This is a genomic window from Acidovorax sp. JHL-9 (assembly GCF_000426205.1).
GTDB lineage: Bacteria > Pseudomonadota > Gammaproteobacteria > Burkholderiales > Burkholderiaceae_C > Acidovorax > Acidovorax soli.
This window is the reverse complement of sequence record NZ_AUEX01000012.1, coordinates 20214-43280: the sequence shown is the minus strand read 5'-3', so window position 1 is coordinate 43280 and position 23067 is coordinate 20214. Positions and strand designations below refer to the sequence as shown.

Here is a 23067-nt window from a genome sequence, read left to right as displayed (position 1 = left end):
TGGCACCATCCTAGCCGAGGCCTGCGGGCATGCCACCAGAAGGTTCTGCCGGCGGTCTGTCAGAGCCCAAGGCCCACCGGCGCTGCCCGGTGCCTCAGACCAGTGTGAGCGTCACGTCGATGTTGCCACGCGTGGCGTTGGAGTAAGGGCAGATCTGGTGGGTGGCATCCACCAGGGCCTGCGCTGTGGCACGGTCCATGCCAGGCAGGCTGATGGCCATGCGCACGGCAATGCCATAGCCCGCGCCGAGCTTGCCCAGGTCCACGCTGGCGTCAATGGCCAGGTCCTGGGGCAGGGTGATCTTCTGCTGGCCGGCCACGGCCTTCATGGCACCGATGAAGCAGGCCGAGTAGCCGGCCGCGAACAGTTGCTCGGGGTTGGTGCCCGTGCCGGCGGTGCCGGGGGGCGACAGCTTGATGTCCAGGCGGCCATCATCGGTGCGCGAGGCGCCGTCGCGGCCCCCGGTGGTGTGGGCGTGGGCGGTGTACAGAACTTTTTCAAGCGAGGCCATGGTGTCTTCCTTTGCAGGTAATGCCCGCAGCGCGGGACGGGGAGGGAACGTGAACGGGTGGATGCCATCAAGGCGCGCTCAGCCGGCCGCGCAGGGTCTTGAGCTGGCCGGTCAGTGCCGCTAGCTCGGGTCGCGTGCACTGGCTGCGTTGCAGCACGCAGGGCGGGATGCGTTCTGCGGCATCGCGCAGCGACCGCCCTGCGGGCGTGAGGCGGATGCGCACACGCCGCTCGTCCTCGGTGTCGCGCAGGCGGGCAATCAGCCCCGATGCTTCGAGCCGCTTGAGCAGCGGGGTGAGCGTGCCCGAATCCAGGTACAGGCGCTCGCCCAATGCGTTGACCGTGATGCCGTCGCCCTCCCACAGCACCAGCATCACCAGGTATTGGGGGTAGGTCAGGCCGAGGGCTTCCAGCAGGGGCTTGTACAGCTTGGTCATGGCCAGCGAAGCCGAATACAGCGCAAAGCACACCTGGTTGTCCAGTTGCAGCGTGGCGGGGCTGGGTGAAAGGGGCGTGGTCTTGCGTGGCATGGTTCGTATTTTTGCTGGCAATTGAATTGCGCGCAATTCAATTGCTAGAAACCTTTTTCGTGAGAAGGACTTCTGGCGACTCGCCGTGCCGAAAAAAAGGCGCCCTCGGGCGCCTTGTGCCGTGCCCCGCGTCGCCGCAAGGTTCAGTAGCTGTAAACGCCCCGGCCGGTCTTGCGGCCCAGGCGGCCAGCGGCCACCATTTCGCGCAGCAGCGGGCAGGCGCGGTACTTGCTGTCGCCAAACTCGGCCAGGTACACGTCCATCACCGCGAGGCACACATCGAGGCCCACCATGTCGGCCAGGGCCAGCGGGCCGATGGGCTGGTTGCAGCCCAGCTTCATGCCGGCGTCGATGTCCTCGGGCGTGGCCAGGCCTTCGGCCAGCACGAAGAAGGCTTCGTTGATCATGGGCACCAGGATGCGGTTGACCACAAAACCGGGGTTGTTCTTGACGGTGATGGGGCTCTTGCCCAGCGCCACGGCCATGGCCTTGACTGCGTCGTGCGTGGCATCGCTGGTCTGCAGGCCGCGGATGATTTCCACCAGCGCCATCATCGGCACCGGGTTGAAGAAGTGCATGCCGATGAACTTGTCGGCGCGGCTGGTGGCGGCGGCCAGCTTGGTGATGGAGATCGACGAGGTGTTGGAGGCGATGATCACGTCGGGGCCGACGATGCCGTCGACCTGCTGGAGGATCTTGAGCTTGAGCTCGTAGTTCTCGGTGGCGGCCTCGATCACCAGCTGGGCGGCCTTGAGTTCGTCGTAGCGGGTGGAGACCTTGATGCGCGCCAGGGCAGCATCCTTGTCGGCGGCGCTGATCTTTTCCTTCTTGATCAGGCGGTCCAGGCTGCCGGCCACGGTGGCCAGGCCTTTTTGCACGGCGGCGTCAGAAATATCCACCATCACCACGCTGATGCCCGACACGGCGCAGGCCTGCGCGATGCCGTTGCCCATGGTGCCGGCGCCAATGATGCCAACGGTTTGAATCGTCATAGAAAAAGCCCTCTTCATAAGTGAAACAGACAGCCGAGATGGTAAGGGGAGCGCATCTCCGTTCGGTTATCGTGTCCGCAGACCGCCGCACCACAGGGCGGAAGAGACAAGCATCCATGTTCGACTACATCGTGATCGGGGGCGGATCGGCCGGCGCCGTGCTGGCAGGGCGCCTGACCGAAGACACCGGTGTGCGCGTGTGCCTGCTGGAGGCAGGGCCCGCCGACAAAAGCGTTTTCATCCATTGCCCCGCCGGGCTGGCCGTGATGGCGAAGTTCGAAAGCAACAGCTGGGGGCAGGCCACCACGCCGCAGCCCGCGCTCAACGGGCGCCAGGGGTGCCAGCCCCGGGGCAAGGTGCTGGGGGGCTCGAGTTCGATCAATGCCATGGTGTACGTGCGCGGCCAGCCTGCCGATTACGAGCACTGGGCGGAGCAGGGCAACCCCGGCTGGGGCTGGGACGATGTCAAGCCCTACTTTTTGCGCGCTGAAAACAACGAGCGCGGCGCGGACGCATGGCATGGCCAGGGTGGCCCGCTGAACGTGGCCGATCTGCGCGCGCCCCACCGGTTCAGCCAGCTTTTCACCGAGGCCGGGGTCCAGGCCGGCTACCCGCACAACCCCGATTTCAACGGCGCCACGCAGGAAGGCGTGGGCCTGTACCAGGTCACGCACAAGAACGGCGAGCGCCACAGCGTGGCCAAGGGCTATCTCACCCCGCACCTCGCGCGGCCCAACCTGCAGGTCATCACCCAGGCGCATGCCACGCGGGTGCTGCTGGAGGGCCGCCGCGCCGTGGGTGTGGAGTACCGCCAGGGCGGCCAGCTGCACCAGGTGCGGGCCGCGCGCGAGGTGCTGCTGAGCGCCGGCGCGCTGCTGTCGCCGCAGCTGCTGATGCTGTCGGGCATCGGCCCGGGGGCACCACTGCAGCGCCATGGCATCGCGGTGCAGCACGACCTGCCCGGCGTGGGGGCACACCTGCACGACCATCCGGACGTGGTGCAGGTCATGGATGCGCCGGGCCTGACCGACCTGTTCGGGCTGTCGCTGCCCGGCATGCTGAACGTGGTGCGTGGCATGCTGCAGTGGCGCCGCTGCCGCACCGGCATGCTCACGACCAATTTCGCGGAGGCCGGGGGCTTTATCAAGAGCGATCCCTCCGAGCCGGCGCCTGATCTGCAACTGCATTTCGTGATCGGCAAGCTGCTGGACCATGGCCGCAAGACCGTGCTGGGCCATGGTTACTCGTCGCATGTCTGCCCGCTGCAGCCCAGGAGCCGCGGCACCGTCTCGCTGGCCAGCAAGGACCCGCTGCAGCTGCCGCTGGTGGACCCCCGTTTCCTGAGCGATCCCGACGACATGGCGCGCATGGTGCGCGGTGTGCAGCGGATGCGCCACATCCTGGGTCAACCGGCGCTGGCGCGGTTCGGCGCGAAGGAACTGGCTGCCTCGGCCGGCGCCCGCACCGATGCGCAGATCGAGCAGTTCATCCGCCAGCATGCCGACACCATCTACCACCCCGTGGGCTCCTGCCGCATGGGACCGGGCCCGCTGGATGTGGTGGATGCCCAGTTGCGCGTGCATGGCCTCTCGGGCCTGCGCGTGGTGGACGCGTCCATCATGCCGCGCATCGTCAGCGGCAACACCAACGCACCCACGGTGATGATTGCCGAAAAGGCGGTGGATTTGTTGCGCGCTGCGGCGTAAGGCCGGATAAGGGGGATTCTGGTCGGCAGGGCTTGTCTGAAAAGCGCTGGCAGCGATATGAAAACCAGCGATTTCAGACGCGAAACCGCCGGCGCGTGAGCGCCAGCGCCACCCAGAAGGCCACCACGGTGGTCACCACCAGCACGAGCCCGTGGCGCAGCGCGTGGTCGGGCCACTGGTCCATGAACAGCGGCCGCACCAGCTCGACGGCATTGGTCAGCGGCAGCCAGTCGGAGATGGCGTGCACGATGGGCGGCAATTGCTCGCGCGGAAAGAACACGCCCGACAGGAACATCATGGGCGTGAGCACCAGCGTGAAGTAGTAGGTGAAGAAGTCGTAACCCTGGGCCAGCGCGTTGAAGATGAGCGCAATGCTGGAGAACATGATGCCCACCCCCAGCAGCACCGGCCAGGCCACCAGCAGTTTGGGGCTGTGGCTGATGGAGAGCGCCAGCATCACGCCCATGATGGCGGTCACGGTGAACAGCGCCTTGAACGCGGCCCACAGCATCTCGGCCAGCACCACGTCGTCCAGGCTGATGGGCGCGTTCATGATGCCGTCCCAGGTTTTCTGCACATGCATGCGCGAGAACGCCGAATACAGTGCCTCGAAGCTGGCGGCGTTCATGGCGCTCATGCAGATCGAGCCGCTGGCCAGGAACAGGATGTAGGGCACCTTTTGCCCGCCCACGCTCAGCTCGCCCACCAGCGCGCCCATGCCGTAGCCAAAGGCCACCAGCCACATCAGCGGCTCGGCGATGTTGCCCACCAGGCTGGGGACGGCCAGCTTGCGCCACACCAGCAGGTTGCGCAGGAACACCGGCCAGCAGCGGGCGGAAAGGCGGGGTGGGCGCCACACCGACGCAGCGGGCGGGGCGGCGGTGGCGGGTGTAGACGAGGCAGTAGGCATGGGCTGATTGTGCGACGGCCAGGCAAAGGGTGGGCAAGCGCATGCGCGCCAACTGCCGGCGCGCCGCATGGGCGTACTTTTAACGGTTTAAAAGGGCTGTGGCGCCTGCCCTGTAAGCGCAAATAGCTATTAACTTGAAAGCGAATCCTGTGCGCTCAACCATCTTCCCGGATCTGCCGCCCGGTGAGCTTGAGGAACAGATCCTCCAGGTTGGCCGGCCGGTGCAGTGTGCGCAGATGGCCCTGCTGGCCCAGCGCCTGCAGCAGCGGCTGGGCGTTCTGGGTGTAGAAGAAAACGGTCTCGCCGCTGACCTCCACGCGCGCGGCCAGCGCGCGCAGGCCATGGTCCTGGGCCAGGGCCACGGCACCTACGCCATAGACCTCGACCACGTCGGGCTCCAGGTGCTGGGCGATCAGCTCGCGCGGGCGGCCCTCGGCGATCTTCCTGCCATGGTCGAGCACCAGCAGGCGGGAGCACAGGCGTTCGGCCTCGTCCATGAAATGGGTGGTGAGCAAAATCGACTTGCCCTGCTGCAGCAGCCGTTGCAGGCGCTCCCACATCAGGTGGCGGGCCTGGGGGTCGAGGCCCGTGGTGGGTTCATCAAGCAGTAGCAGGCGCGGGTCGTTCACCAGCGCCCGGGCCAGCGACAGGCGCCGTTTCATGCCGCCCGACAGCCCGCCGGGCCTGGCATGCGCCTTGTGCGTGAGCGCCGCGAATTCGAGCAGCAGAGGCACGCGCTCGTCCATCACCGCGCCCTTGAGGCCGAAGTAGCGGCCGAACACGCGCAGGTTCTCGGCGCAGGTGAAATCCGGGTCCAGCGTGTCGAACTGGGTCACCACGCCCAGCTGGGCCTTGATGGCCAGGGCATCGCGGGGCATCAGCAGCGGGGGCGCGCCCGTCCCCGGGTCAAACTGCACGCTGCCGCCGTCGGGGGCGGTGTGCCCCAGGCACATGCGGATGGTGGTGGTCTTGCCGGCGCCATTGGGGCCGATCACGCCCAGGCATTCACCGGGGGCAATGGCGAACGAGACACCATCGACCACCAGGGTGTCGCCGTAGCGCTTGCTCAGCTGCGAGGCGGTGAAGAGTTCCGTCATGGGCCGATTGTGGGCGATCTGCCGGGTGCCCGTGCCGGGAAGTCGGAGCAGCCGGATTCGTGTGACAAGTGGCTGCAGCGGTTTCCGGGTAATCGCTGGCAGCTATTGGAAACGAAGTGATTGACGGCCGCGCCGGCACCCGGTGTCAACGCGCGGGCCTACTGGAACGCCACCTCGGCGAAGCTGCGCAGCTTGCGGCTGTGCAGGCGCTGCACGCCGCCCTGGCGCAGGATCTCGACGGCGCGCATGCCGATGCGCAGGTGCTGGTCCACGCGTTCCCGGTAGAAGTGGTTGGCCATGCCGGGCAGCTTGATCTCGCCGTGCAGGGGCTTGTCGCTCACGCACAGCAGGGTGCCGTAGGGCACGCGGAAGCGGAAGCCGTTGGCGGCGATGGTGGCGCTTTCCATGTCCAAGGCCACGGCGCGGCTCTGGCTGAAGCGGCGCTGGGGCAGGTTGTCGGGCAGCAGCTCCCAGTTGCGGTTGTCGGTGCTGGCCACGGTGCCGGTGCGCATGATGCGCTTGAGTGCGTCGCGGCCCATGCGCGTGACGTCGGCCACGGCCTGCTCCAGCGCCAGCTGGATCTCCGACAGCGCCGGAATGGGCACCCACAGCGGCAGCTCTTCATCGAGCACATGGTCCTCGCGCACATAGGCGTGGGCCAGCACGTAGTCGCCCAGCTGCTGGGTGTTGCGCAGGCCGGCGCAGTGGCCCAGCATCATCCAGGCGTGCGGGCGCAGCACGGCGATGTGGTCGGTGATGGTCTTGGCGTTGGCCGGGCCCACGCCGATGTTGACCATGGTGATGCCGCTGCGGTCGGCGCGCATGAGGTGGTAGGCCGGCATCTGCGGCAGGCGCGGCGGGGCGGCGCCCAGCGCGTCGCCATCTTCAGCGGCCAGGCCCGCGCGGCGCGTGACCACGTTGCCGGGCTCGATGAAGGCGATGTATTCGCTGTCCGGATTGGCCATTTCGGCGTGGCCCAGGCGCACGAACTCGTCGATGTAGAACTGGTAGTTGGTGAACAGCACGAAGTTCTGGAACCACTCGGGCTGCGTGCCTGTGTAGTGGCGCAGGCGGTGCAGCGAATAGTCCACGCGCGGCGCGGTGAACAGCGACAGCGGCTGCGCCTCGCCGGGGCGGTGCCGGTGGGTGCCGTTGGCGATGCCGTCGTCCATGGCGGCCAGGTCGGGCAGGTCGAACAGGTCGCGCATCAGCATGCGGCGCTCGGGGCTCAGCGTGCCCTCCACATGGTCGTGCTCGGCGAACGAGAAGTGGATGGGGATGGGGTGGGCGCTGGTGCCCACCTCCAGCTCCACGCCGTGGCTGTGGCGCAGCAGGCGGAACTGCTCGGCGTAGTAATCGGCAAACAGGTCGGGGCGGGTGAGGGTGGTTTCGTAGCGACCGGGGCCTTCCACGAAGCCGTAGGCCAGCTGGCTGTCGGCCCGCGCCACGGTGGTGGTGTGCACGCGCACGAAGGGGTAGAACGCGCGCACGGCGCCGTCAGGCGTCTCGCCGGCCACGAAACGCTGCATGGCAGTGCGCAGGTGGCCGATCTGCTGCTGGTAGATGCGCTGCACCTGGGCCAGCGCTTCGGCGGGATCGGTGTGGCGGGTGGGGGCGATGAAATCGGGGATCTGCGGCATGCGCCTATTGTCCACACGCGGGCGCAGCCGGTGTGACAGGGATCTGCATTCCGGCCAGCAAAGACCGCTGCGCGGCCTCTGGGAGATCGTCAAAACGTTCTTGCGTGATGCCTGCCTCGGGGCAATTGCGCAGGACGTGGAACCTGCGCCGTCGGCCCAACGGCCCGTTGTGTCACCATGAGCGATGGTTTGACAGAGAGGTGCACAAGCCCCATGCAGGATCTGGCAGGTTTTTCCACGGCACTGGCCGTGCTGGCGAGCGCGACGGGATGCGGTTTGCTCATGGGTATCGAGCGCGAGCGTCGCAAGGGCGAGGGGCCGGGCCGGGCGCCGGCCGGGGTGCGGTCGTTCACGTTGGCGTCCATTGGCGGGGCGGCGGCCGCGCTGACGGCCATGGAGGCTCTGGTGGTGGTCGGGGCCGCGTTGGTGGCCGCTTTGACCGTGGTGGCCTATGCCCGCGACCGCTCGGGCGACCCGGGGGTGACCACCGAAATCGCGCTGCTGCTGGCCTACCTGATCGGGGTGACCTGCGCGCGCGACCAGTTGCTGGCCGCCGCGCTGGCAGTGGTGGTGACGGGGCTGCTGGCACTGCGGGATGCGTTGCACCAGTTCTCCAGCCAGTGGCTGCAGCCCGGCGAGGTGCGCAGCGGGCTCATTCTGGCGGCACTGGCCCTGCTGGTGTATCCGCTGGCTCCCGACACGCCCTTGTGGCAGGGGGCGCTGAACCCGCGCCTGGTGGTGCGCCTGGTCATCGTGCTGCTGGTGATCCAGTCGCTGGCGCATGTGGCCAAGCGGCTGATGCAGGCGCGCCATGCGCTGGCGCTGTCGGTGCTGGCGTCGGGGTTTGTGTCGAGCACCGCCACCATTGCCAGCCTCGGCATGGAGGTGCGTGCAGGGCAGGCCACGCCGCGCGTCCATGGGGCGGCTGCCGTGCTGTCGTGCGTGGCCACCATGGTCCAGATCGTGGTGGTTGCCGCTACGGTGCAGCCCCAGTGGCTGGCACGGCTGTGGTTGCCCGCCCTGGCGGGTGGCTGTGTTGCGGCGGCCCTGGGGTGGTGGGGCGGGCGCGGTGTGGTGCACCGGCAGGTGCCCGCGCACGCCGCCGAGGGTGAGGCGGTGGCCGGCATGTTGCCCGACATGCCCATGTTCAAGCTGCGCGACGCCTTGCTCATTGCGGCCCTGCTCACGGGCATCCAGGTGGGGGTGCACCTGCTGACGGCATGGCAAGGCGATGCGGGCATGCTGGCCGGTGCCCTGCTGGCGGCCCTGGCAGATGTGCACGCAGCCACGGCCGCGGTGCTGGTGCGGGGCGGCCCGGACAGCGTTGCGGCACCCGCCATTGCGTCTGCGCTGATGGTGGCGCTGCTGGTGCATGCCGGCAGCAAAAGCGCGGTGGCGCTGGCCATCGGCGGCTGGCGCTATGCGCTGGCCGTGGCGCCGGGCATTCTGGCGCACACGCTGGCCTTTGTGGGGGTGCTGCTGGCCCTGCAATAGCCATCCGCGGGTGCTGGGGTACCCTGGCCAGGACAGGGGCACCGGATAATCGGCCCATGACCTCCAAAGACAACCAAGCCCGCACTGATTTCAGCACGCTGGCCCTCAGCCCTGCCATGCTGGCCAACCTGCAGCAGCTGGGCTACACGCAAATGACGCCCATCCAGGCGGCCAGCCTGCCGCCTGCGCTGCTGGGCAAGGACCTGATCGCCCAGGCCAGCACCGGCAGCGGCAAGACCGCCGCGTTTGCCCTGGCCCTGCTGGCCAAGCTCAACCCCCGCCGTTTTGCGGTGCAGGCCCTGGTGCTGTGCCCCACGCGCGAGCTGGCCGACCAGGTGACCACCGAGATCCGCCGCCTGGCGCGCGCGGAGGAAAACATCAAGGTCGTGACCTTGTGCGGCGGCGTGCCGCTGCGCGGCCAGATGCTGAGCCTGGAGCATGGCGCCCACATCGTGGTGGGCACGCCCGGACGCGTGATGGACCACCTGGAACGCCAGCACCTCACGCTGGAGGCGCTGAACACCCTGGTACTCGATGAGGCCGACCGCATGCTCGACATGGGCTTCTTCGACGACATCGCCACCGTGGCCCGCCAGTGCCCCGCACAGCGCCAGACCCTGCTGTTCTCGGCGACCTACCCCGAAGGCATCGCCAAGCTCAGCGCCCAGTTCATGCAGTCGCCCGTGCAGATCACCGTGCAGGCCCAGCATGCCGAGGGCAAGATCGAGCAGCGCTGGTACGAGGTGAAGAACAGCGAGCGCCTGCATGCGGTGTCGCTGCTGCTCAACCACTTCCGGCCCGAATCCTCCATCGCGTTCTGCAACACCAAGCAGCAGTGCCGCGACCTCGTGGCCGTGCTGCAGGCCCAGGGCTTCAGCGCGCTGGCGCTGTTTGGCGAGCTGGAGCAGCGCGAGCGCGACCAGGTGCTGGTGCAGTTTGCCAACAAGAGCTGCTCGGTGCTGGTGGCCACCGACGTGGCAGCGCGGGGGCTCGACATTGCCAACCTGGCCGCTGTGATCAATGTGGACGTGACGCCCGACCCCGAGGTGCACATCCACCGCATCGGCCGCACGGGCCGGGGCGATGCCGAGGGCCTGGCGCTGAACCTGGCCAGCCTGGACGAGATGGGCAGCGTGGGCAAGATCGAGCAGCTGCAGGGCCGCGAATCGCGCTGGTTCCCGCTGGCCGACCTCGCGCCCACGGGCAGCGGCCCGCTGGTGCCGCCCATGGTCACCCTCCAGATCATCGGCGGCCGCAAGGAGAAGATCCGCGCGGGCGACGTGCTGGGCGCGCTGACCGGCGACATGGGTTACACCCGCGCGCAGATCGGCAAGATCAACGTGAATGACTTTTCCACCTATGTGGCGGTGGACCGCGCCATCGGCGCCCAGGCCGTCCAGCGCCTGAACAGCGGGCGCGTCAAGGGCAAGACCGTCAAGGCGCGGCTGGTGACGGGCGAAGCGTGATCAGCCTGCTGCAGCGCGTGCGGCAGGCGCGCGTGGAGGTGGATGGGCAAGTCGTGGGGGCCATTGGCCCCGGCCTGCTGGTGCTGGTGTGCGCCGAGCGCGGCGACACCGAGGCCGAGGCCGACAGGTTGCTGGCCAAACTTCTGAAGCTGCGCATCTTCAGTGACGACGCGGGCAAGATGAACCGCAGCGTGCAGGACCTGGACGGCCAGGGCATGGCCGGCGGCTTGCTGCTGGTCAGCCAGTTCACTTTGGCGGCCGACACCACGGGTGGCAACCGCCCCAGCTTCACGCAGGCGGCGGCGCCAGATGACGGGCGCAGGCTCTATGACTACCTGGTGGCGCAGGCCCGTGCTGCACATGCCACGGTGGCCACCGGCCAGTTTGCCGCCGACATGCAGGTCCATCTGGTGAACGACGGGCCGGTGACGATTCCCCTGCGCGTGGCGCCTGCCGCCGGTTGATTGCACTGGCGCCCCTACCGCTGTCATCCCAACCGGGATGGACAGGACTACCATGTATTTTTTCGCAGGAGTTTTCCATGTACGAAAAGATTCTGGTTCCCGTGGATGGCAGCGCCACCTCGCTGGCGGGGCTGCAGGAGGCGATTGCCCTGGCGCGGGTGATGGGCTCGACGATACGGCTTTTGCATGTGGTGGACGAAATCTCGTTCATGACGAGCTTCGAGTCGAGCATGGCGCTGACCGCAGAAGTGTTCGAGTCGCTCAAGAAGGCCGGCCAGGAGGTGCTGCAGGACGCCCAGAACCGGGTGCGTGCCGCCGGGGTGCCGGTGGAGAGCGAGCTGTACGAAAGCTATGCCGGGCGTGTGAGCGACCTCGTGATCACCAAGGCCAGGGAATGGGGTGCGCAGCTCATTGTGCTGGGCACCCATGGCCGCCGTGGCGTGGGCCGCATGCTGCTGGGCAGCGATGCCGAGCAGGTGCTGCGCCAGTCGCCGGTGCCCGTGCTGCTGGTGCGCGGCGCCTGAACCTGGCCTGTTCCTGAAATAAGCGAACCATGGCGCATGCTCCGCGGGCTGCATCGCCGCATTTCTGGAACCTGTCCGCGCAGGCCCTGTGCGAACAACTGCAGTGCGGCCCTGACGGCCTGAGCGAGGCCCAGGCACAGGCCCGGCTGGCCCGCCATGGCCCCAACGCCGATGCACCGCCGCAGGCCAGGGGATTGCTGGCGGCCATTGGCAGGCGGCTGCGCGAGCCGCTGTCGCTGATCCTGCTGGGCGCGGGCGCGGTGTCGGTGGCCACGGGCGATGGCGTGGGCGGTGGCATCATCGTGACCATCCTGGGGCTGTCGATCGGACTCGACACCGTGCAGGAAGGCCGGGCCAACCGCGCCGCCGAGATGCTGCGCCGCGCCGTGGCACTGCGGGCCGAGGTACTGCGGGACGGCACCTTTCGCCAGGTGCCGGTGGAAGAAGTGGTGCCCGGCGATGTGATGCGCGTGCGCGCCGGCGACATCATCGCGGCCGATGCCCTGGTGCTGGACAGCGAGGCCTTCACGGCTGGCGAGGCAGCCCTGACCGGCGAGCCCTACCCGGTGGAAAAGCGCCCCGGCGTGGTGACCACTTCCTCGGCGGGCGAGGCCTGCAATGCCCTGTTTCGCGGTGCGGTCGCCCAGACGGGCGAGGCGCGGGCGCTGGTGGTGGGCACCGGCCGCAACACCCTGTTTGGCGCGGCTGCTGCGGTGCTGGGCGAGGGGCAGGAAGTCTCCGCCTTCCAGCGCGACATGCATGCCTTTGGCCTGGTCACCGCCCGCCTCACGCTGGCGCTTGTGGTGGTGGTGCTGGCCACGCACATGCTGTTTGGCCGCCCGGTGCTCGAATCGCTGATGTTTGCGGTGGCGCTGGCCGTGGGCCTCACGCCCGAGCTGCTGCCCATGATCACCACCGTGACGCTGGCGCGTGGCGCCTTGCGCATGGCGGGGCGCAAGGTCATCGTCAAGCGGCTGGCCGCCATTCATGACCTGGGCGCGATGACGGTGCTGTGCACCGACAAGACCGGCACCCTGACCAGCGCCGAGATTGCCCTGTCGCGCAGCCTGGATGCTGCCGGGCAGAGCAGCCCGCTGGCGGCCCGGCTCGGTGCCATGGCTGCCAGCCTGGGAGGCGACCGCGGGGCGCTGGATGCGGCGCTGCTGGCCAGCCACCCCGATGCGGCGCAGGGCTGGACACTGCTGCAGCGGCACGCGTTTGATTTCAACCGGCGCCTGGGCAGCGTGTGGGCCGAGGGACCGCATGAGCGCCTGCTCATCGTCAAGGGTGCGCCCGAGGCCGTGCTGGCCCTGTGCACGCGCCACCGCCTGGGGGGCGAGGTGCAGCCCCTGGGCGACGCCGGGCGGGCCGAGGGCTTGCAAAGGGTGCACGCACTGGCCCAGGAGGGGTTGCGCGTGGTGGCCGTGGCCTCGCGCCAGCGGGCGGGCGCTGCCGACAGGGCGGTGCCGCTGTCGCCGGCCGATGAAACGGATCTGGTCTTCGAAGGCCTGTGCGCCTTTGCCGACCCGGCCAAACCCACGGCGGCGGCGGCTATCGCCCGGCTGTCGGCGGCCGGCGTGCGCCTGAAGATCCTTTCGGGCGATGACCCCATCGTGGTGCAGCGGCTGGCGCAGCAGGTGGGCTTGCCCGCCGACCGGGTGCTGACCGGCGCCGACGTCGCCGCCCTCACCGACGATGCGCTGGCGGTGCAGGCACAGTCGGTGGACATCTATGCCCGCCTCGCGCCCGACCAGAAGGCGCGCATTGTGCGGGCGCTCCAGTCGCGCGGCGCGGTGGCGGGCTTTCTGGGCGACGGCATCAACGATGCCCCCGCGCTCAAGGTGGCCGACATCGGGCTGTCGGTGGAGGGGGCCAGCGGCGTGGCCCAGGCGGCTGCCGACATGATCCTGCTGGCGTCCGACCTGGAAGTGGTGGCCGATGGCGTGGAGGAGGGGCGGCGCACCTTTGTCAACATCCTCAAATATGTGCGCATGGGTGCCAGCTCCAACTTCGGCAACATGCTGTCGATGGCGGTGGCCTCGCTGTTCCTGCCGTTCCTGCCCATGCTGCCCACGCAGATCCTGCTGAACAACCTGCTCTACGACTTCTCGGAGATCGGTATTCCGCTCGACACCGTGCGCCCCGAGGCCATTGCCCGGCCGCAGGTGTGGGACATGCAGGGCCTGCTGCGCTTTGCCGGCACCATGGGCCCGCTGTCGTCGCTGTTCGATCTGGCCACCTTTGGTGGGCTGCTGTGGCTGTTTCATGCAACGCCTGAGGAATTTCGCACGCTGTGGTTCATGGAGTCCATGGCCACGCAGATCCTGGTGATCTTCATCATCCGCACCCGCGTCCGGCCGTGGCGGGATCTACCGCACCCGGCCCTGGTGGCGTCCTCGCTCATGGCCTTGCTGGTGGCCATGGTGCTGCCGTTCACGCCGGTGGGCGCCTGGTTCGGCTTCGTGGTGCCACCGGCCGACATGCTGGCGGGCATGGGCGCGCTGGTGCTGCTCTATCTGGTCTGCGCGCAGTGGCTCAAGGCCAGGGCGCTGGCCTGGCCGGCCGGTCGTGCCACGGCGTTGACCCGATGACTGCCAGGGCTTACTGGCGCCAGAAGAACAGGGCGGCCATCACCAGCCCCGTCGCCACGATGCCCCAGCGCAACATGGGCGCCGGAATCCGCCGCGCCATGCGCGCGCCGCCGTAGCCGCCTGCGGTGGCGGCCACCATCATCATCAGCGCCTGCGGCCACAGCACCAGGCCGCCTGCGGCGTAAATGGCCACCGCAATCGCGGTGAGCAGGGCCGACACCCAGTTCTTCAGGCCGTTCATGGCGTGGAGGTTCGTCTGCCCGAGCAGCCCGAACAGCGCCAGCAGCAAGATGCCCAGGCCGCCGTTGAAATAGCCGCCGTAGGCCGCCACGGCCAGCACGCCCACGGTGGCCTTGGCGGTCGAAGGCCGACCGCCGGCCAGCACCTTGCGCAACTGCGGTCCGAACGCAAACAGCGCCGTGGCCGCCAGGAGCAGCCAGGGCACGACGCGGCGGAAGGTGGCGTCGGGCGTGAACAGCAGCAGCGCCGCGCCCGCCGCGCCGCCGATGAGCGACAGCACCACCAGCAGGCGCATCGACAGCCCGGGTGGCGGGGCCGTGTCTTCGCGAAAGCCCCAGGCGCCCGCCAGGTAGCCCGGCAGCAGGGCCACGGTGCCGGTGGCGTTGGCCACCACGGGCGGCACACCGGTGAAGACCAGGGCGGGCAAGGTCAGAAAGCTGCCGCCTCCGGCAACGGCATTGAGGGCACCGGCCACGAAGGCGGCGGCAAGCAGCAGGGCGGTTTCCAGCATGTCTTCGGGGGGCGCGAGCGCCGGGTTATTGCGGCGATCTTAGGTGGAGACAAGCCGTTGTTTGCGGTTGATTGTGTGCAAAAAAGGTGGAATTACTTTGCCGTGGGCCATCCTGCGCCCGGCGCTATTTCGCGTAAGGGTCGGCAAACCCCAGTTCCTGCAGGATGGCAGTTTCGTAGTCCTCCATCTCCTGCGCATCTGCTTCGCTGGTTTCGTGGTCCCAGCCCTGGGCGTGCAGGGTGCCGTGCACCAGCAGGTGGGCGTAGTGCTCCTCCAGGCTCTTGTTCTGCTCGCGCGCCTCGCGCTCGACCACGGGGGCGCAGAGCACCAGGTCGGCCGTCACCACGGGCTCCTGTGTGTAATCGAAGGTGAGCACATTGGTGGCGTAGTCCTTGTGCCGGTAGTCGCGGTTCAGGGCCTGGCCTTCGTCGGCATCGACGATGCGCACGGTGATTTCGGCATCGCTGGCCAGCGCGTGGCGGATCCAGCGCGTGACCTTGTGGCGCGGCAGCACGGCGCGGTGGGCGGCGGCGCCGTCAAAACGGCCAAACTGCAGCGACAGGGAGAGTTGGTGGAGAGACATTCTTGATCTTTTTTGGCCTCTAGCGCTCATGCATCAAGCGCTGGCAGCGATTGAAACAGGCGTTTTAACTGGCACGGCTGCGCACGGGTGGCGCGCGGCGGGACGCGTCATAGGCGTCCACGATGCGCGCCACCAGCGGGTGGCGCACCACGTCGGCACTGGTGAAGCGCGTCACGGCGATGCCTTTCACGCGCTTGAGCACCCGCTCGGCGTCGATCAGGCCGCTCATCGCGCCCTTGGGCAAATCGATCTGGCTCACGTCGCCCGTGACCACGGCCTTGGCGCCAAAGCCGATGCGGGTGAGGAACATCTTCATCTGCTCGGGCGTGGTGTTCTGGGCTTCGTCCAGGATCACGAAGGCATTGTTCAGCGTGCGCCCGCGCATGAAGGCCAGCGGGGCGATCTCGATGGCGTTGCGCTCGAAGGCCTTTTGCACCTTGTCGTAGCCCATCAGTTCGTAGAGCGCGTCGTACAGCGGCCGCAGATACGGGTCCACCTTCTGCGCCAGGTCGCCCGGCAGGAAGCCCAGGCGCTCGCCCGCCTCCACGGCGGGGCGGGTCAGCACGATGCGCTGCACGGCGCTGCGTTCCAGTGCATCCACGGCGCAGGCCACGGCCAGGTAGGTCTTGCCCGTGCCGGCCGGGCCGATGCCGAAGGTGATGTCGTGCGCGGCGATGTTTTCGAGGTACAGGTTCTGCGTGGGCGTGCGCCCGCGCAGGTCGGCCCGGCGGGTGTTGAGCACGATGGCGCCCTCGGGCACTTCCACCAGCGCGGCATCGCCGGCCAGCATGAGCTGCAGGTAGTCTTCGGTGATGGGACGCTCGGCCATCTCGTACAGGGCCTGCAGCAGTTCCATGGCCTGCGTGGCCTTGGCCTTGGGGCCGTCCACCTTGAACTGCTCGTGCCGGTGCGCAATGTTCACCGACAGCGCAATCTCGATGGTGCGCAGGTGCACGTCGGCCGGTCCGCACAGGTGCGTCAGCCGGGTGTTGTTGTGGGGAGTGAAGGTGTGGCGCAGGATCACGCGGATAATTCCAGTCAGGCAAAGGAAAATACGGCAAGAATGACGGCGCAGCAGTGGCTGAATTCGCCGGCAAAGGACATCCATGATAGGCAAATTGACCGGCACCCTGCTGGAGAAGAACCCGCCCGAGGTGCTGCTCGACTGCCACGGTGTGGGCTACGAGGTGCATGTGCCCATGAGCACCTTCTACAACCTGCCCGCCGTGGGCGAGCGCGTGGGCCTGCTCACGCAGTTCATCGTGCGCGAGGATGCACAGCTGCTGTATGGCTTTGCCACGGTGCCCGAGCGGCAGGCGTTCCGCGAACTCATCAAGATCAGTGGCGTGGGCCCGCGCACGGCGCTGTCCATCCTCTCGGGCATGGGCGTGGGCGAGCTGGCGCAGGCCATCACGCTGCAGGAGGCGGGTCGCCTCGTCAAGGTGCCGGGCATCGGCAAGAAGACCGCAGAGCGCCTGCTGCTGGAACTCAAGGGCAAGCTGGGCGCCGACATGGGCACGGCGCACGCCAACGCCACCAGCGAGGCGCAAGCCGACATCCTGCAGGCGCTGCTGGCACTGGGCTACAACGACAAGGAAGCGGCCGCGGCCCTGAAGGCCCTGCCGCCGGATGTGGGCGTGAGTGACGGCATCAAGCTGGCGCTCAAGGCGCTGGCGAAATAAACCCAACCCTGAGATTTCAGGAGGAGATGGCAATGAAGCTCCAGTATTCGATGCATTGGGTGTGCGCTGCGGCTGCAGCGCTGCTGTTGGTCGCTTGCGGTGGCGGTGGTGGTGGCTCGCCAGCGCCAGACGCGACGGCGGCAGACCGGATCGAGCCCTATGACCCGAGCCTGGGCAAGGCGGCGAAGGCAGCGGCATCCCCGTTGCGCACTGCCGGGCGTGCACCGCAGGCCACGCCCGTGCGGCTGGGGCCGCTGGCGGCCACGGTGCTGCAGCCTCTGCAGAAAAAGGCAGCGCCCACCCTGGGCAGCGGCATGCGCCAGCAAATTGGCCTGGCCCGGGAGGTGAACGCCACGGCCACTTCATCGGGCCTGCGGGGCCAGTTGCAGTGGTCTCCCACCGACCGGGGCACGCAGCGTGCCGCCATCCGCTTTGTGGCGGAAGGTGCGCAGGGCGTGCGCCTGGGGCTGCTGGTGCGTTCGCTGCCGGCGGGCACCACGCTGCGGTTTTATGCGAAGGGCGGTGATGCGGAGTTCGAGGTGTCGGGCCAGGAGGTGCTGGGCACCCTGGCGCGCAACCTGCAGGCGGGAGACACGGGTGATGCGGCCCGCACCTACTGGAGTCCCGATTTCGGCGGCGCCGAGACCACGCTGGAGCTGGAGCTGCCGGCCAGCGCCGACCTGGACCAGCTCGACATCGCCGTGCCCACGCTGTCGCACTTTTTTGTTTCACCGGAGCGTGCGGCGCAAAACAGCCTGACCAAGGTGGGCGAGGCGGCCACCTGCAATATCGACGTGTCATGCCGGCCCGAATACAGCAGCGAAAGCCGTTCGGTGGCGCGCATGATTTTTGTGAACAACGGCAGCACCTTCGTCTGCACGGGTACGCTGCTCAACGATGCACAGTCGAGTGCCACCCCGTATTTTCTGAGCGCCAACCACTGCGTTTCCACGCAGACGGCGGCGTCTTCCGTGACGACCGACTGGTTCTACCGATCGGCCGCTTGCAACACCACCGAGGTCAACGCGGGCGCGCGGCGCCTGCATGGCGGTGCAACCCTGCTGTACGCGCAGGAGGCTACCGACACATCGTTCATGCGGCTCAACGCAGCGCCACCGGACGGTATCGTGTTTGCCGGCTCCTATTTTGGCGCCGTGGCCGTGGGCGCCGGCATGGCCGGCATCCACCACCCCCAGGGCGATCTGCAAAAGCTCAGCGAGGGGGCGGTGAAGCAGTTCAACAACTGCACCTTTGAGACCTGCCAGGTCAGCACACCACAGGATGGGCGCTTTCTGGCTGTGGGCTGGAATGCCGGTACCACCGAGGGTGGCAGCAGTGGCTCCAGCCTGTTCCTGCCCATTGGCAGCAAGCGCTACGTGGCAGGGCAGCTGCTGGGCGGTGCCGCGAGTTGCCAGAATCCCGCCAGCTACGACTACTACGGCCGTTATGACCTGGCATTCCAGGCTGCCCTCAAGAACTGGCTGAAACCGGCGCCATGAACCGGCACCCCAACCGCCCGCAGGGGCCGCACATGGCATGACCATCCAGACCGACGATTTCGCCCCCGCGCCGCCCAAGCGCGTGATCTCCGCCGCACCCGCATCGCCGCAGGAAGAGGCCATCGAGCGCGCTCTGCGCCCCAAGCTGCTGCAGGAATACGTGGGCCAGGCCAAGGCGCGCGAGCAGCTCGAAATCTTCATCGGCGCGGCCAAGAAGCGCGACGAGGCGCTGGACCATGTGCTGCTGTTCGGCCCGCCCGGCCTGGGCAAGACCACGCTGAGCCACATCATCGCGGCCGAACTGGGCGTGAACCTGCGCCAGACCAGCGGGCCGGTGCTGGAGAAACCCAAGGACCTGGCGGCGCTGCTGACCAACCTGGAAAAGAACGACGTCCTGTTCATCGACGAGATCCACCGCCTGAGCCCGGTGGTCGAGGAAATTTTGTACCCCGCGCTGGAGGACTACCAGATCGACATCATGATCGGCGAAGGCCCGGCGGCGCGCAGCATCAAGCTCGACCTGCAGCCCTTCACGCTGGTGGGTGCCACCACGCGCGCCGGCATGCTCACCAACCCGCTGCGCGACCGCTTCGGCATCGTTGCGCGGCTGGAGTTCTACACGCCCGAGGAGCTGGCGCGCATCGTCAAGCGCAGTGCCGGCCTGCTGGGCACGCCCATGGATGACGAAGGCGGCTTCGAGCTGGCGCGGCGCTCGCGCGGCACGCCGCGCATCGCCAACCGGCTGCTGCGCCGCGTGCGCGACTACGCCGAGGTGAAGGGCTCGGGCCGCATCACGCGCGACATCGCCAACCGCGCGCTGGCCATGCTCGACGTGGACCCGCAGGGCTTTGACGTGATGGACCGCAAGCTGCTGGAGGCCCTGATCCACCGCTTTGACGGCGGCCCCGTGGGCCTGGACAACATCGCCGCCAGCATTGGCGAAGAGGCGGGCACCATTGAGGACGTGATCGAGCCCTATCTCATCCAGCAGGGCTACCTGCAGCGCACGCCGCGCGGGCGCATTGCCACGCTGGCCGCCTATCGCCACCTGGGCGTCACGCCCCCGCAGGCGGCGGGTGGGCTTTTCTCCGAATGATCGAAGCGCACCCATGGCATTGAGGTATTTGCCGTGAAGCGCCGCTGGCTTGCCGTGGCATTGGGCTCCGCCGTGTTGCTGGTGGCTGCCGGTGTGGCGGCCTTGGCGCTGCGCGGCCCGCAGGTCGATGCGCTGACGGTGCAGTCGGCCCCGCTGGTGCGCACCCTGCAGTTCTCGGCCCGCGTGGCCACGCTGTCGCGCGCGGATGTGGGCAGCACGGTCACCGGCCGGGTGGCGCAGGTGCGCGTGCGCGAAGGTGCGCAGGTGCGCCAGGGCGAAGTGCTGGTGCAGCTCGAATCGGACGAGCTGCGCGCCGCGCTGGCGCAGGCGGTGGCCTCCGAGCGCCAGGCGCAGGCGCGGCTGGCGGGCCTGCGCAGCAGCGGCCGCAGTGCCGCGCTGGCCGCACGCGCCCAGGCCGACGCTACGTTGCAGGCCGCCAGCGCCAGCCTGGCCCGGGTGCAGCAGCTGGTGGCGCAGGGTTTTTACAGCCCCGCGCAGCTCGACGAAGCCCGCCGCGCGGTCGATGTGGCCCGGGCGCAGCAGCGCAGTGCGCAGGCGCAGATCGAGGCCAACGCCGATGCCGGCACCGACGTGGCGCAGGCGCAGGCCCAGCTGGCGCTGGCTCGGGCGGCCACCGTGGCGGCCCAGGCCCGCCTGGCGCAGGCCACGCTGGTGGCGCCCAGCGATGCCCGCGTGCTGGTGCGCGCGGTCGAGCCCGGGCAGATCGTGCAGCCCGGCAAGGCCTTGCTCAGCCTGGCGCTGGCCGGGCCGACCCAGCTGGTGGCCCAGGTGGACGAGCGGTTTCTGGACCAGCTGCAGCCGGGCCAGAAGGCCTCGGTGGTGGCCGATGCGTTTGCCGGCCAGCGCTTCGCGGCGCGCGTGCTGTCCATTGCGCCGGCGGTGGATGCCCAGCGCGGCGCCATCGAGGTGAAGTTTGCATTGGACGGGCAGGCCCCCGCCTATCTGCGCGAGGACATGACCCTGTCGGTCGAGGTGGAGACCGCCCGGCGCGAAACCGCCCTGGTGCTGCCCCAGGCGGCCTTGCGCGGCGCGGTGGTGGGCGATGCCGGCAGCGTGCTGGTGCTGCAGGATGGGCGCGCCCAGGCCCGCAGCGTGCGGCTGGGCCTGCGCACGCTGGATGCCGTGGAGGTGCTGGACGGCCTGGCGGAGGGCGACACCGTGCTGCGCGGCGGCACCCTGCAGGCGGGCGACCGTGTGCGTGCGCGTCCGGTGGAATGGACCGCGGGCTCTGCGGCGCCTGGGGCCGGCGCGCCGGGCAAAGCGCAGGGGGGCGATGCTGGCTCTGCGCTGACCAATGCCATGGGCCGCTGAGCGCACCGCCATGTGGATCTGGCCCGGCTTCGAGTTGCGTGTGGCGTTGCGCTTTCTGCGCGAGGGGCGCATGCAGACGGTACTCATCATCGTGGGCGTGGCGGCGGGGGTGGCGGTGATTGCCTATATCTCGGCGCTGATCAACGGCCTGCAATCGAACACCCTGGCCAAGACGCTCGGCGCCCAGGCGCACATCACCCTGCGGGCGCCCGACGATCTGGTGACGCCGGCGGCCTTGCCGGTGCCGGGCGCTGCCGTGCTGACCGAAACGCAGCCGCGTGCGCAGCGCCTGCGCGCGGTGGCCAACTGGCAGGCACTGGTGCCGCTGCTGGAGGGCTTGCCCGAAGTGGCCGGGGTCTCGCCCATGGTGTCGGGCAGCGGCCTGGCGCTGCGCGGCGAAGCATCGCAGGCCATCGCCCTGATGGGCGTCGATCTGGACCGCTATGACCGGGTGGTGAGCCTGCGCTCCAAGGTGGTCAGCGGCAGCGCGCGCCTGTCCCCTGGCGAGGCCATCGTGGGGCGCGAGCTGGCGCAGGACCTGGGCGTGCGCGTGGGTGACCGTTTCACGGTGCAGACTGGTACCGTGAGCGATTCCGTGCGCGTCACCGCCCTGGTGGACCTGGGGGTGAAGGACCTGAACCGGCGCACCGTGATCGTGCCCCTGCGGGCCGCGCAAAGCCTGCTGGCGCTGCCCGGCGGCGCCAGCCAGCTGGATCTGACCCTCCAGGATGTGTGGGTCGCCCAGGCCCTGGCACGCGCGCTGCAGTCCCGGTTCCCCTACAAGATCGAGAGCTGGCAGGAAACCAACGCCCAGCTGGTGTCGGCGCTGAATGCGCAGTCGGTCAGCACGGGCATCATCCGGGGGGTGGTTCTGGCGGTCGTCGTGCTGGGCATCGCCAGCGTGCTGGTGGTGTCTGTCGTGCAAAAGAGCCGCGAGATCGGCATCCTGCGCGCCATGGGCGCCACGCGCGGGCAGGTGCTGCGCGTGTTTCTGGTGCAGGGCGCCGTGGTGGGGGCGCTGGGCTCGGTGCTGGGCCTGCTGCTGGCGGTGGCGCTGATCTGGGTGTTCACCCACTTCGTGCGCGGTTCGGACGGCCTGCCGCTGTTTTCCATCACCCTGCCGCCCGCCACGGCGCTGCAGGTGGCGCTGATTGCCTCGGTCTGCGGCGTGCTGGCAGCGGTGGCACCGGCGCGGCGCGCGGCGGCGCTCGACCCGGCGCAGGCCATCCGCATGTAGTGATGAGATTCCCCCCTGTGCGGCTGCGCCGCTTCCCCCCGCTCTCGCAGTGCTGCGCACTGCGGGCAGGGGGACGCCCCCAGCGCGGCGGGGCGGCCCTTGCGCGGGGGCCGCTGGCCTTGGCTGCGCCGGTTTCTTGCGTCGCGGGCGGTACGCAGCGCAATGGATTGCAAAAATGTTGATCGAACTACGCGATGTGCGCAAAAGCTACAACCTGGGTCGCGCGAGCGAGGCCGAGGTGCTGCACGGCATCCAGCTGCAGGTGCGCCGTGGCGAGTTCATCGCGCTCATGGGGCCCTCGGGCTCGGGCAAGAGCACGCTGCTCAACATCCTGGGCCTGCTGGAACGCATGACCTCGGGCAGCTACCGGCTGGACGGCGAGGCCGTGCAGGGGCTTCAGGATGCCGCGCTCACGCTGCGCCGGCGGCGCACGCTGGGGTTCGTCTTCCAGTTCCACCACCTGCTGCCGGCTTTTTCGGCGCTGGAGAACGTCACGCTGCCGGCCCTCATGGCCGAAGGCCGCGTGAGTGCCGCGCAGCGCGAACGCGCACGCAGCCTGCTGGACGCCGTGGGCCTGGCCCAGGCCATGGACAAGCGGCCGGGCGAGCTGTCGGGCGGCATGCAGCAGCGCGTGGCGATTGCGCGCGCGCTGGTCATGGACCCGCCGCTGGTGCTGGCCGACGAGCCCACGGGCAACCTCGATACCGCCTCGTCGGCCGAGGTGTTCGCGCTGCTGCGCCGCATCCATGCCGAGCGCGGCACCAGCTTTGTGGTGGTCACGCACGACCCGCGCCTGGCCGCGCGCTGCGACCGGCTGGTGGAGCTGATCGACGGCCGCATTGCGCGCGATGAGCCCATTGCTCCATCCGAAAATTCCCAGTAAAAATGGCTTGTAGCGCCCGTCAATAAAGCGCTAAAAGCGATCAAATATGTGGCAGAAGCGGTGCGGGCTGTGACCCAACC

At 68.7% G+C, this 23067-nt stretch carries 21 protein-coding genes; 12 read left to right on the top strand and 9 right to left on the bottom strand.

Features of this window, described 5'->3' with window-relative positions; all coding sequences use genetic code 11:
• Window positions 1–94: 94 nt before the first annotated feature.
• The 3 genes from K225_RS0109640 to K225_RS0109630 all read right to left on the bottom strand — a co-directional run bounded on the left by K225_RS0109640 (window position 95) and on the right by K225_RS0109630 (window position 2032).
• The gene (locus K225_RS0109640) at window positions 95–511 is read right to left on the bottom strand and encodes an organic hydroperoxide resistance protein (RefSeq protein ID WP_026436205.1); all 417 of its coding nucleotides are present in this window, start codon (window positions 509–511) and stop codon (window positions 95–97) included.
• Between the two features lie 67 nt (window positions 512–578).
• A complete protein-coding gene (locus K225_RS0109635; protein ID WP_026436204.1) occupies window positions 579–1040 on the bottom strand; it encodes a MarR family winged helix-turn-helix transcriptional regulator in 462 nt (153 codons plus the stop codon).
• Between the two features lie 143 nt (window positions 1041–1183).
• A complete protein-coding gene (locus K225_RS0109630; RefSeq protein WP_026436203.1) occupies window positions 1184–2032 on the bottom strand; it encodes a 3-hydroxybutyryl-CoA dehydrogenase in 849 nt (282 codons plus the stop codon).
• 116 nt (window positions 2033–2148) lie between these two features.
• Here K225_RS0109630 and K225_RS0109625 point away from each other — a divergent pair, with 116 nt between their 5' ends.
• Window positions 2149–3738 (top strand): GMC family oxidoreductase, encoded by a 1590-nt coding sequence (locus tag K225_RS0109625; RefSeq protein WP_026436202.1) that lies wholly within the window; start codon window positions 2149–2151, stop codon window positions 3736–3738.
• Between the two features lie 73 nt (window positions 3739–3811).
• On the opposite strand, the gene K225_RS0109620 is transcribed toward K225_RS0109625, so the two are convergent.
• From K225_RS0109620 to K225_RS0109610, 3 genes are all read right to left on the bottom strand, one after another.
• Complete coding sequence (locus K225_RS0109620; protein WP_026436201.1) at window positions 3812–4648, bottom strand: ABC transporter permease; 837 nt, start codon at window positions 4646–4648, stop codon at window positions 3812–3814.
• A 155-nt stretch (window positions 4649–4803) separates the two neighbouring features.
• Entirely contained in the window at window positions 4804–5745 is a 942-nt protein-coding gene (locus K225_RS0109615; protein WP_026436200.1) for an ATP-binding cassette domain-containing protein, read from the bottom strand.
• A 158-nt stretch (window positions 5746–5903) separates the two neighbouring features.
• Window positions 5904–7385 carry an AMP nucleosidase gene (locus K225_RS0109610; RefSeq protein ID WP_026436199.1) on the bottom strand — a complete coding sequence of 494 codons (1482 nt, stop codon included), beginning with the start codon at window positions 7383–7385 and terminating at the stop codon, window positions 5904–5906.
• Window positions 7386–7598: 213 nt separating this feature from the next.
• Between K225_RS0109610 and K225_RS0109605 the strand changes: the two genes are divergently transcribed.
• The 5 genes from K225_RS0109605 (at window position 7599) to mgtA (ending at window position 13924) form a co-directional block, all read left to right on the top strand.
• Complete coding sequence (locus tag K225_RS0109605) at window positions 7599–8879, top strand: MgtC/SapB family protein (protein ID WP_026436198.1); 1281 nt, start codon at window positions 7599–7601, stop codon at window positions 8877–8879.
• A 56-nt stretch (window positions 8880–8935) separates the two neighbouring features.
• Window positions 8936–10345, top strand: a complete 1410-nt coding sequence (gene dbpA / locus K225_RS0109600) for an ATP-dependent RNA helicase DbpA (protein ID WP_026436197.1) — start codon at window positions 8936–8938, stop codon at window positions 10343–10345.
• The gene (gene dtd / locus K225_RS0109595; RefSeq protein ID WP_026436196.1) at window positions 10342–10809 is read left to right on the top strand and encodes a D-aminoacyl-tRNA deacylase; all 468 of its coding nucleotides are present in this window, start codon (window positions 10342–10344) and stop codon (window positions 10807–10809) included. Before dbpA ends, dtd begins: the two co-directional genes overlap by 4 nt.
• A gap of 77 nt (window positions 10810–10886) precedes the next feature.
• Entirely contained in the window at window positions 10887–11333 is a 447-nt protein-coding gene (locus tag K225_RS0109590) for a universal stress protein (RefSeq protein ID WP_026436195.1), read from the top strand.
• A 29-nt stretch (window positions 11334–11362) separates the two neighbouring features.
• Window positions 11363–13924, top strand: coding sequence for a magnesium-translocating P-type ATPase (gene mgtA / locus K225_RS20665; protein ID WP_051248844.1), 2562 nt, complete (start codon window positions 11363–11365; stop codon window positions 13922–13924).
• Between the two features lie 10 nt (window positions 13925–13934).
• Here mgtA and K225_RS0109580 read toward each other — a convergent pair whose 3' ends face one another.
• The 3 genes from K225_RS0109580 to K225_RS0109570 all read right to left on the bottom strand — a co-directional run bounded on the left by K225_RS0109580 (window position 13935) and on the right by K225_RS0109570 (window position 16282).
• Entirely contained in the window at window positions 13935–14675 is a 741-nt protein-coding gene (locus tag K225_RS0109580) for a sulfite exporter TauE/SafE family protein (protein WP_026436194.1), read from the bottom strand.
• Window positions 14676–14799: 124 nt separating this feature from the next.
• Window positions 14800–15258 carry an rRNA maturation RNase YbeY gene (gene ybeY, locus K225_RS0109575; protein ID WP_026436193.1) on the bottom strand — a complete coding sequence of 153 codons (459 nt, stop codon included), beginning with the start codon at window positions 15256–15258 and terminating at the stop codon, window positions 14800–14802.
• A gap of 64 nt (window positions 15259–15322) precedes the next feature.
• Window positions 15323–16282, bottom strand: a complete 960-nt coding sequence (locus K225_RS0109570) for a PhoH family protein (RefSeq protein ID WP_026436192.1) — start codon at window positions 16280–16282, stop codon at window positions 15323–15325.
• 82 nt (window positions 16283–16364) lie between these two features.
• Here K225_RS0109570 and ruvA point away from each other — a divergent pair, with 82 nt between their 5' ends.
• The 6 genes from ruvA to K225_RS0109540 all read left to right on the top strand — a co-directional run bounded on the left by ruvA (window position 16365) and on the right by K225_RS0109540 (window position 22987).
• Window positions 16365–16940 (top strand): Holliday junction branch migration protein RuvA, encoded by a 576-nt coding sequence (gene ruvA, locus K225_RS0109565; RefSeq protein WP_026436191.1) that lies wholly within the window; start codon window positions 16365–16367, stop codon window positions 16938–16940.
• Window positions 16941–16972: 32 nt separating this feature from the next.
• Complete coding sequence (locus tag K225_RS0109560; protein ID WP_026436190.1) at window positions 16973–18439, top strand: serine protease; 1467 nt, start codon at window positions 16973–16975, stop codon at window positions 18437–18439.
• 37 nt (window positions 18440–18476) lie between these two features.
• A complete protein-coding gene (gene ruvB / locus K225_RS0109555) occupies window positions 18477–19535 on the top strand; it encodes a Holliday junction branch migration DNA helicase RuvB (protein WP_026436189.1) in 1059 nt (352 codons plus the stop codon).
• Between the two features lie 33 nt (window positions 19536–19568).
• Window positions 19569–20867: an efflux RND transporter periplasmic adaptor subunit gene (locus tag K225_RS0109550; RefSeq protein ID WP_026436188.1), complete on the top strand. Its 1299-nt coding sequence runs from the start codon at window positions 19569–19571 to the stop codon at window positions 20865–20867.
• Window positions 20868–20877: 10 nt separating this feature from the next.
• Window positions 20878–22104, top strand: coding sequence for an ABC transporter permease (locus tag K225_RS0109545; protein ID WP_026436187.1), 1227 nt, complete (start codon window positions 20878–20880; stop codon window positions 22102–22104).
• A 175-nt stretch (window positions 22105–22279) separates the two neighbouring features.
• Entirely contained in the window at window positions 22280–22987 is a 708-nt protein-coding gene (locus K225_RS0109540) for an ABC transporter ATP-binding protein (protein ID WP_026436186.1), read from the top strand.
• Window positions 22988–23067 lie beyond the last annotated feature (80 nt).

Excerpts from the sequence above, each read along its gene's own strand:
- K225_RS0109620 (WP_026436201.1), bottom strand. The coding sequence starts at position 4,648 with ATGCCTACTGCCTCGTCTACACCCGCCACCGCCGCCCCGCCCGCTGCG.
- K225_RS0109540 (WP_026436186.1), top strand. The coding sequence starts at position 22,280 with ATGTTGATCGAACTACGCGATGTGCGCAAAAGCTACAACCTGGGTCGC.
- mgtA (WP_051248844.1), top strand. The coding sequence starts at position 11,363 with ATGGCGCATGCTCCGCGGGCTGCATCGCCGCATTTCTGGAACCTGTCC.
- K225_RS0109640 (WP_026436205.1), bottom strand. The coding sequence starts at position 511 with ATGGCCTCGCTTGAAAAAGTTCTGTACACCGCCCACGCCCACACCACC.
- K225_RS0109545 (WP_026436187.1), top strand. The coding sequence starts at position 20,878 with ATGTGGATCTGGCCCGGCTTCGAGTTGCGTGTGGCGTTGCGCTTTCTG.
- K225_RS0109630 (WP_026436203.1), bottom strand. The coding sequence starts at position 2,032 with ATGACGATTCAAACCGTTGGCATCATTGGCGCCGGCACCATGGGCAAC.
- K225_RS0109605 (WP_026436198.1), top strand. The coding sequence starts at position 7,599 with ATGCAGGATCTGGCAGGTTTTTCCACGGCACTGGCCGTGCTGGCGAGC.
- K225_RS0109615 (WP_026436200.1), bottom strand. The coding sequence starts at position 5,745 with ATGACGGAACTCTTCACCGCCTCGCAGCTGAGCAAGCGCTACGGCGAC.
- K225_RS0109610 (WP_026436199.1), bottom strand. The coding sequence starts at position 7,385 with ATGCCGCAGATCCCCGATTTCATCGCCCCCACCCGCCACACCGATCCC.
- K225_RS0109580 (WP_026436194.1), bottom strand. The coding sequence starts at position 14,675 with ATGCTGGAAACCGCCCTGCTGCTTGCCGCCGCCTTCGTGGCCGGTGCC.
- K225_RS0109625 (WP_026436202.1), top strand. The coding sequence starts at position 2,149 with ATGTTCGACTACATCGTGATCGGGGGCGGATCGGCCGGCGCCGTGCTG.
- K225_RS0109635 (WP_026436204.1), bottom strand. The coding sequence starts at position 1,040 with ATGCCACGCAAGACCACGCCCCTTTCACCCAGCCCCGCCACGCTGCAA.
- K225_RS0109590 (WP_026436195.1), top strand. The coding sequence starts at position 10,887 with ATGTACGAAAAGATTCTGGTTCCCGTGGATGGCAGCGCCACCTCGCTG.
- ybeY (WP_026436193.1), bottom strand. The coding sequence starts at position 15,258 with ATGTCTCTCCACCAACTCTCCCTGTCGCTGCAGTTTGGCCGTTTTGAC.
- K225_RS0109560 (WP_026436190.1), top strand. The coding sequence starts at position 16,973 with ATGAAGCTCCAGTATTCGATGCATTGGGTGTGCGCTGCGGCTGCAGCG.
- ruvB (WP_026436189.1), top strand. The coding sequence starts at position 18,477 with ATGACCATCCAGACCGACGATTTCGCCCCCGCGCCGCCCAAGCGCGTG.
- dbpA (WP_026436197.1), top strand. The coding sequence starts at position 8,936 with ATGACCTCCAAAGACAACCAAGCCCGCACTGATTTCAGCACGCTGGCC.
- ruvA (WP_026436191.1), top strand. The coding sequence starts at position 16,365 with ATGATAGGCAAATTGACCGGCACCCTGCTGGAGAAGAACCCGCCCGAG.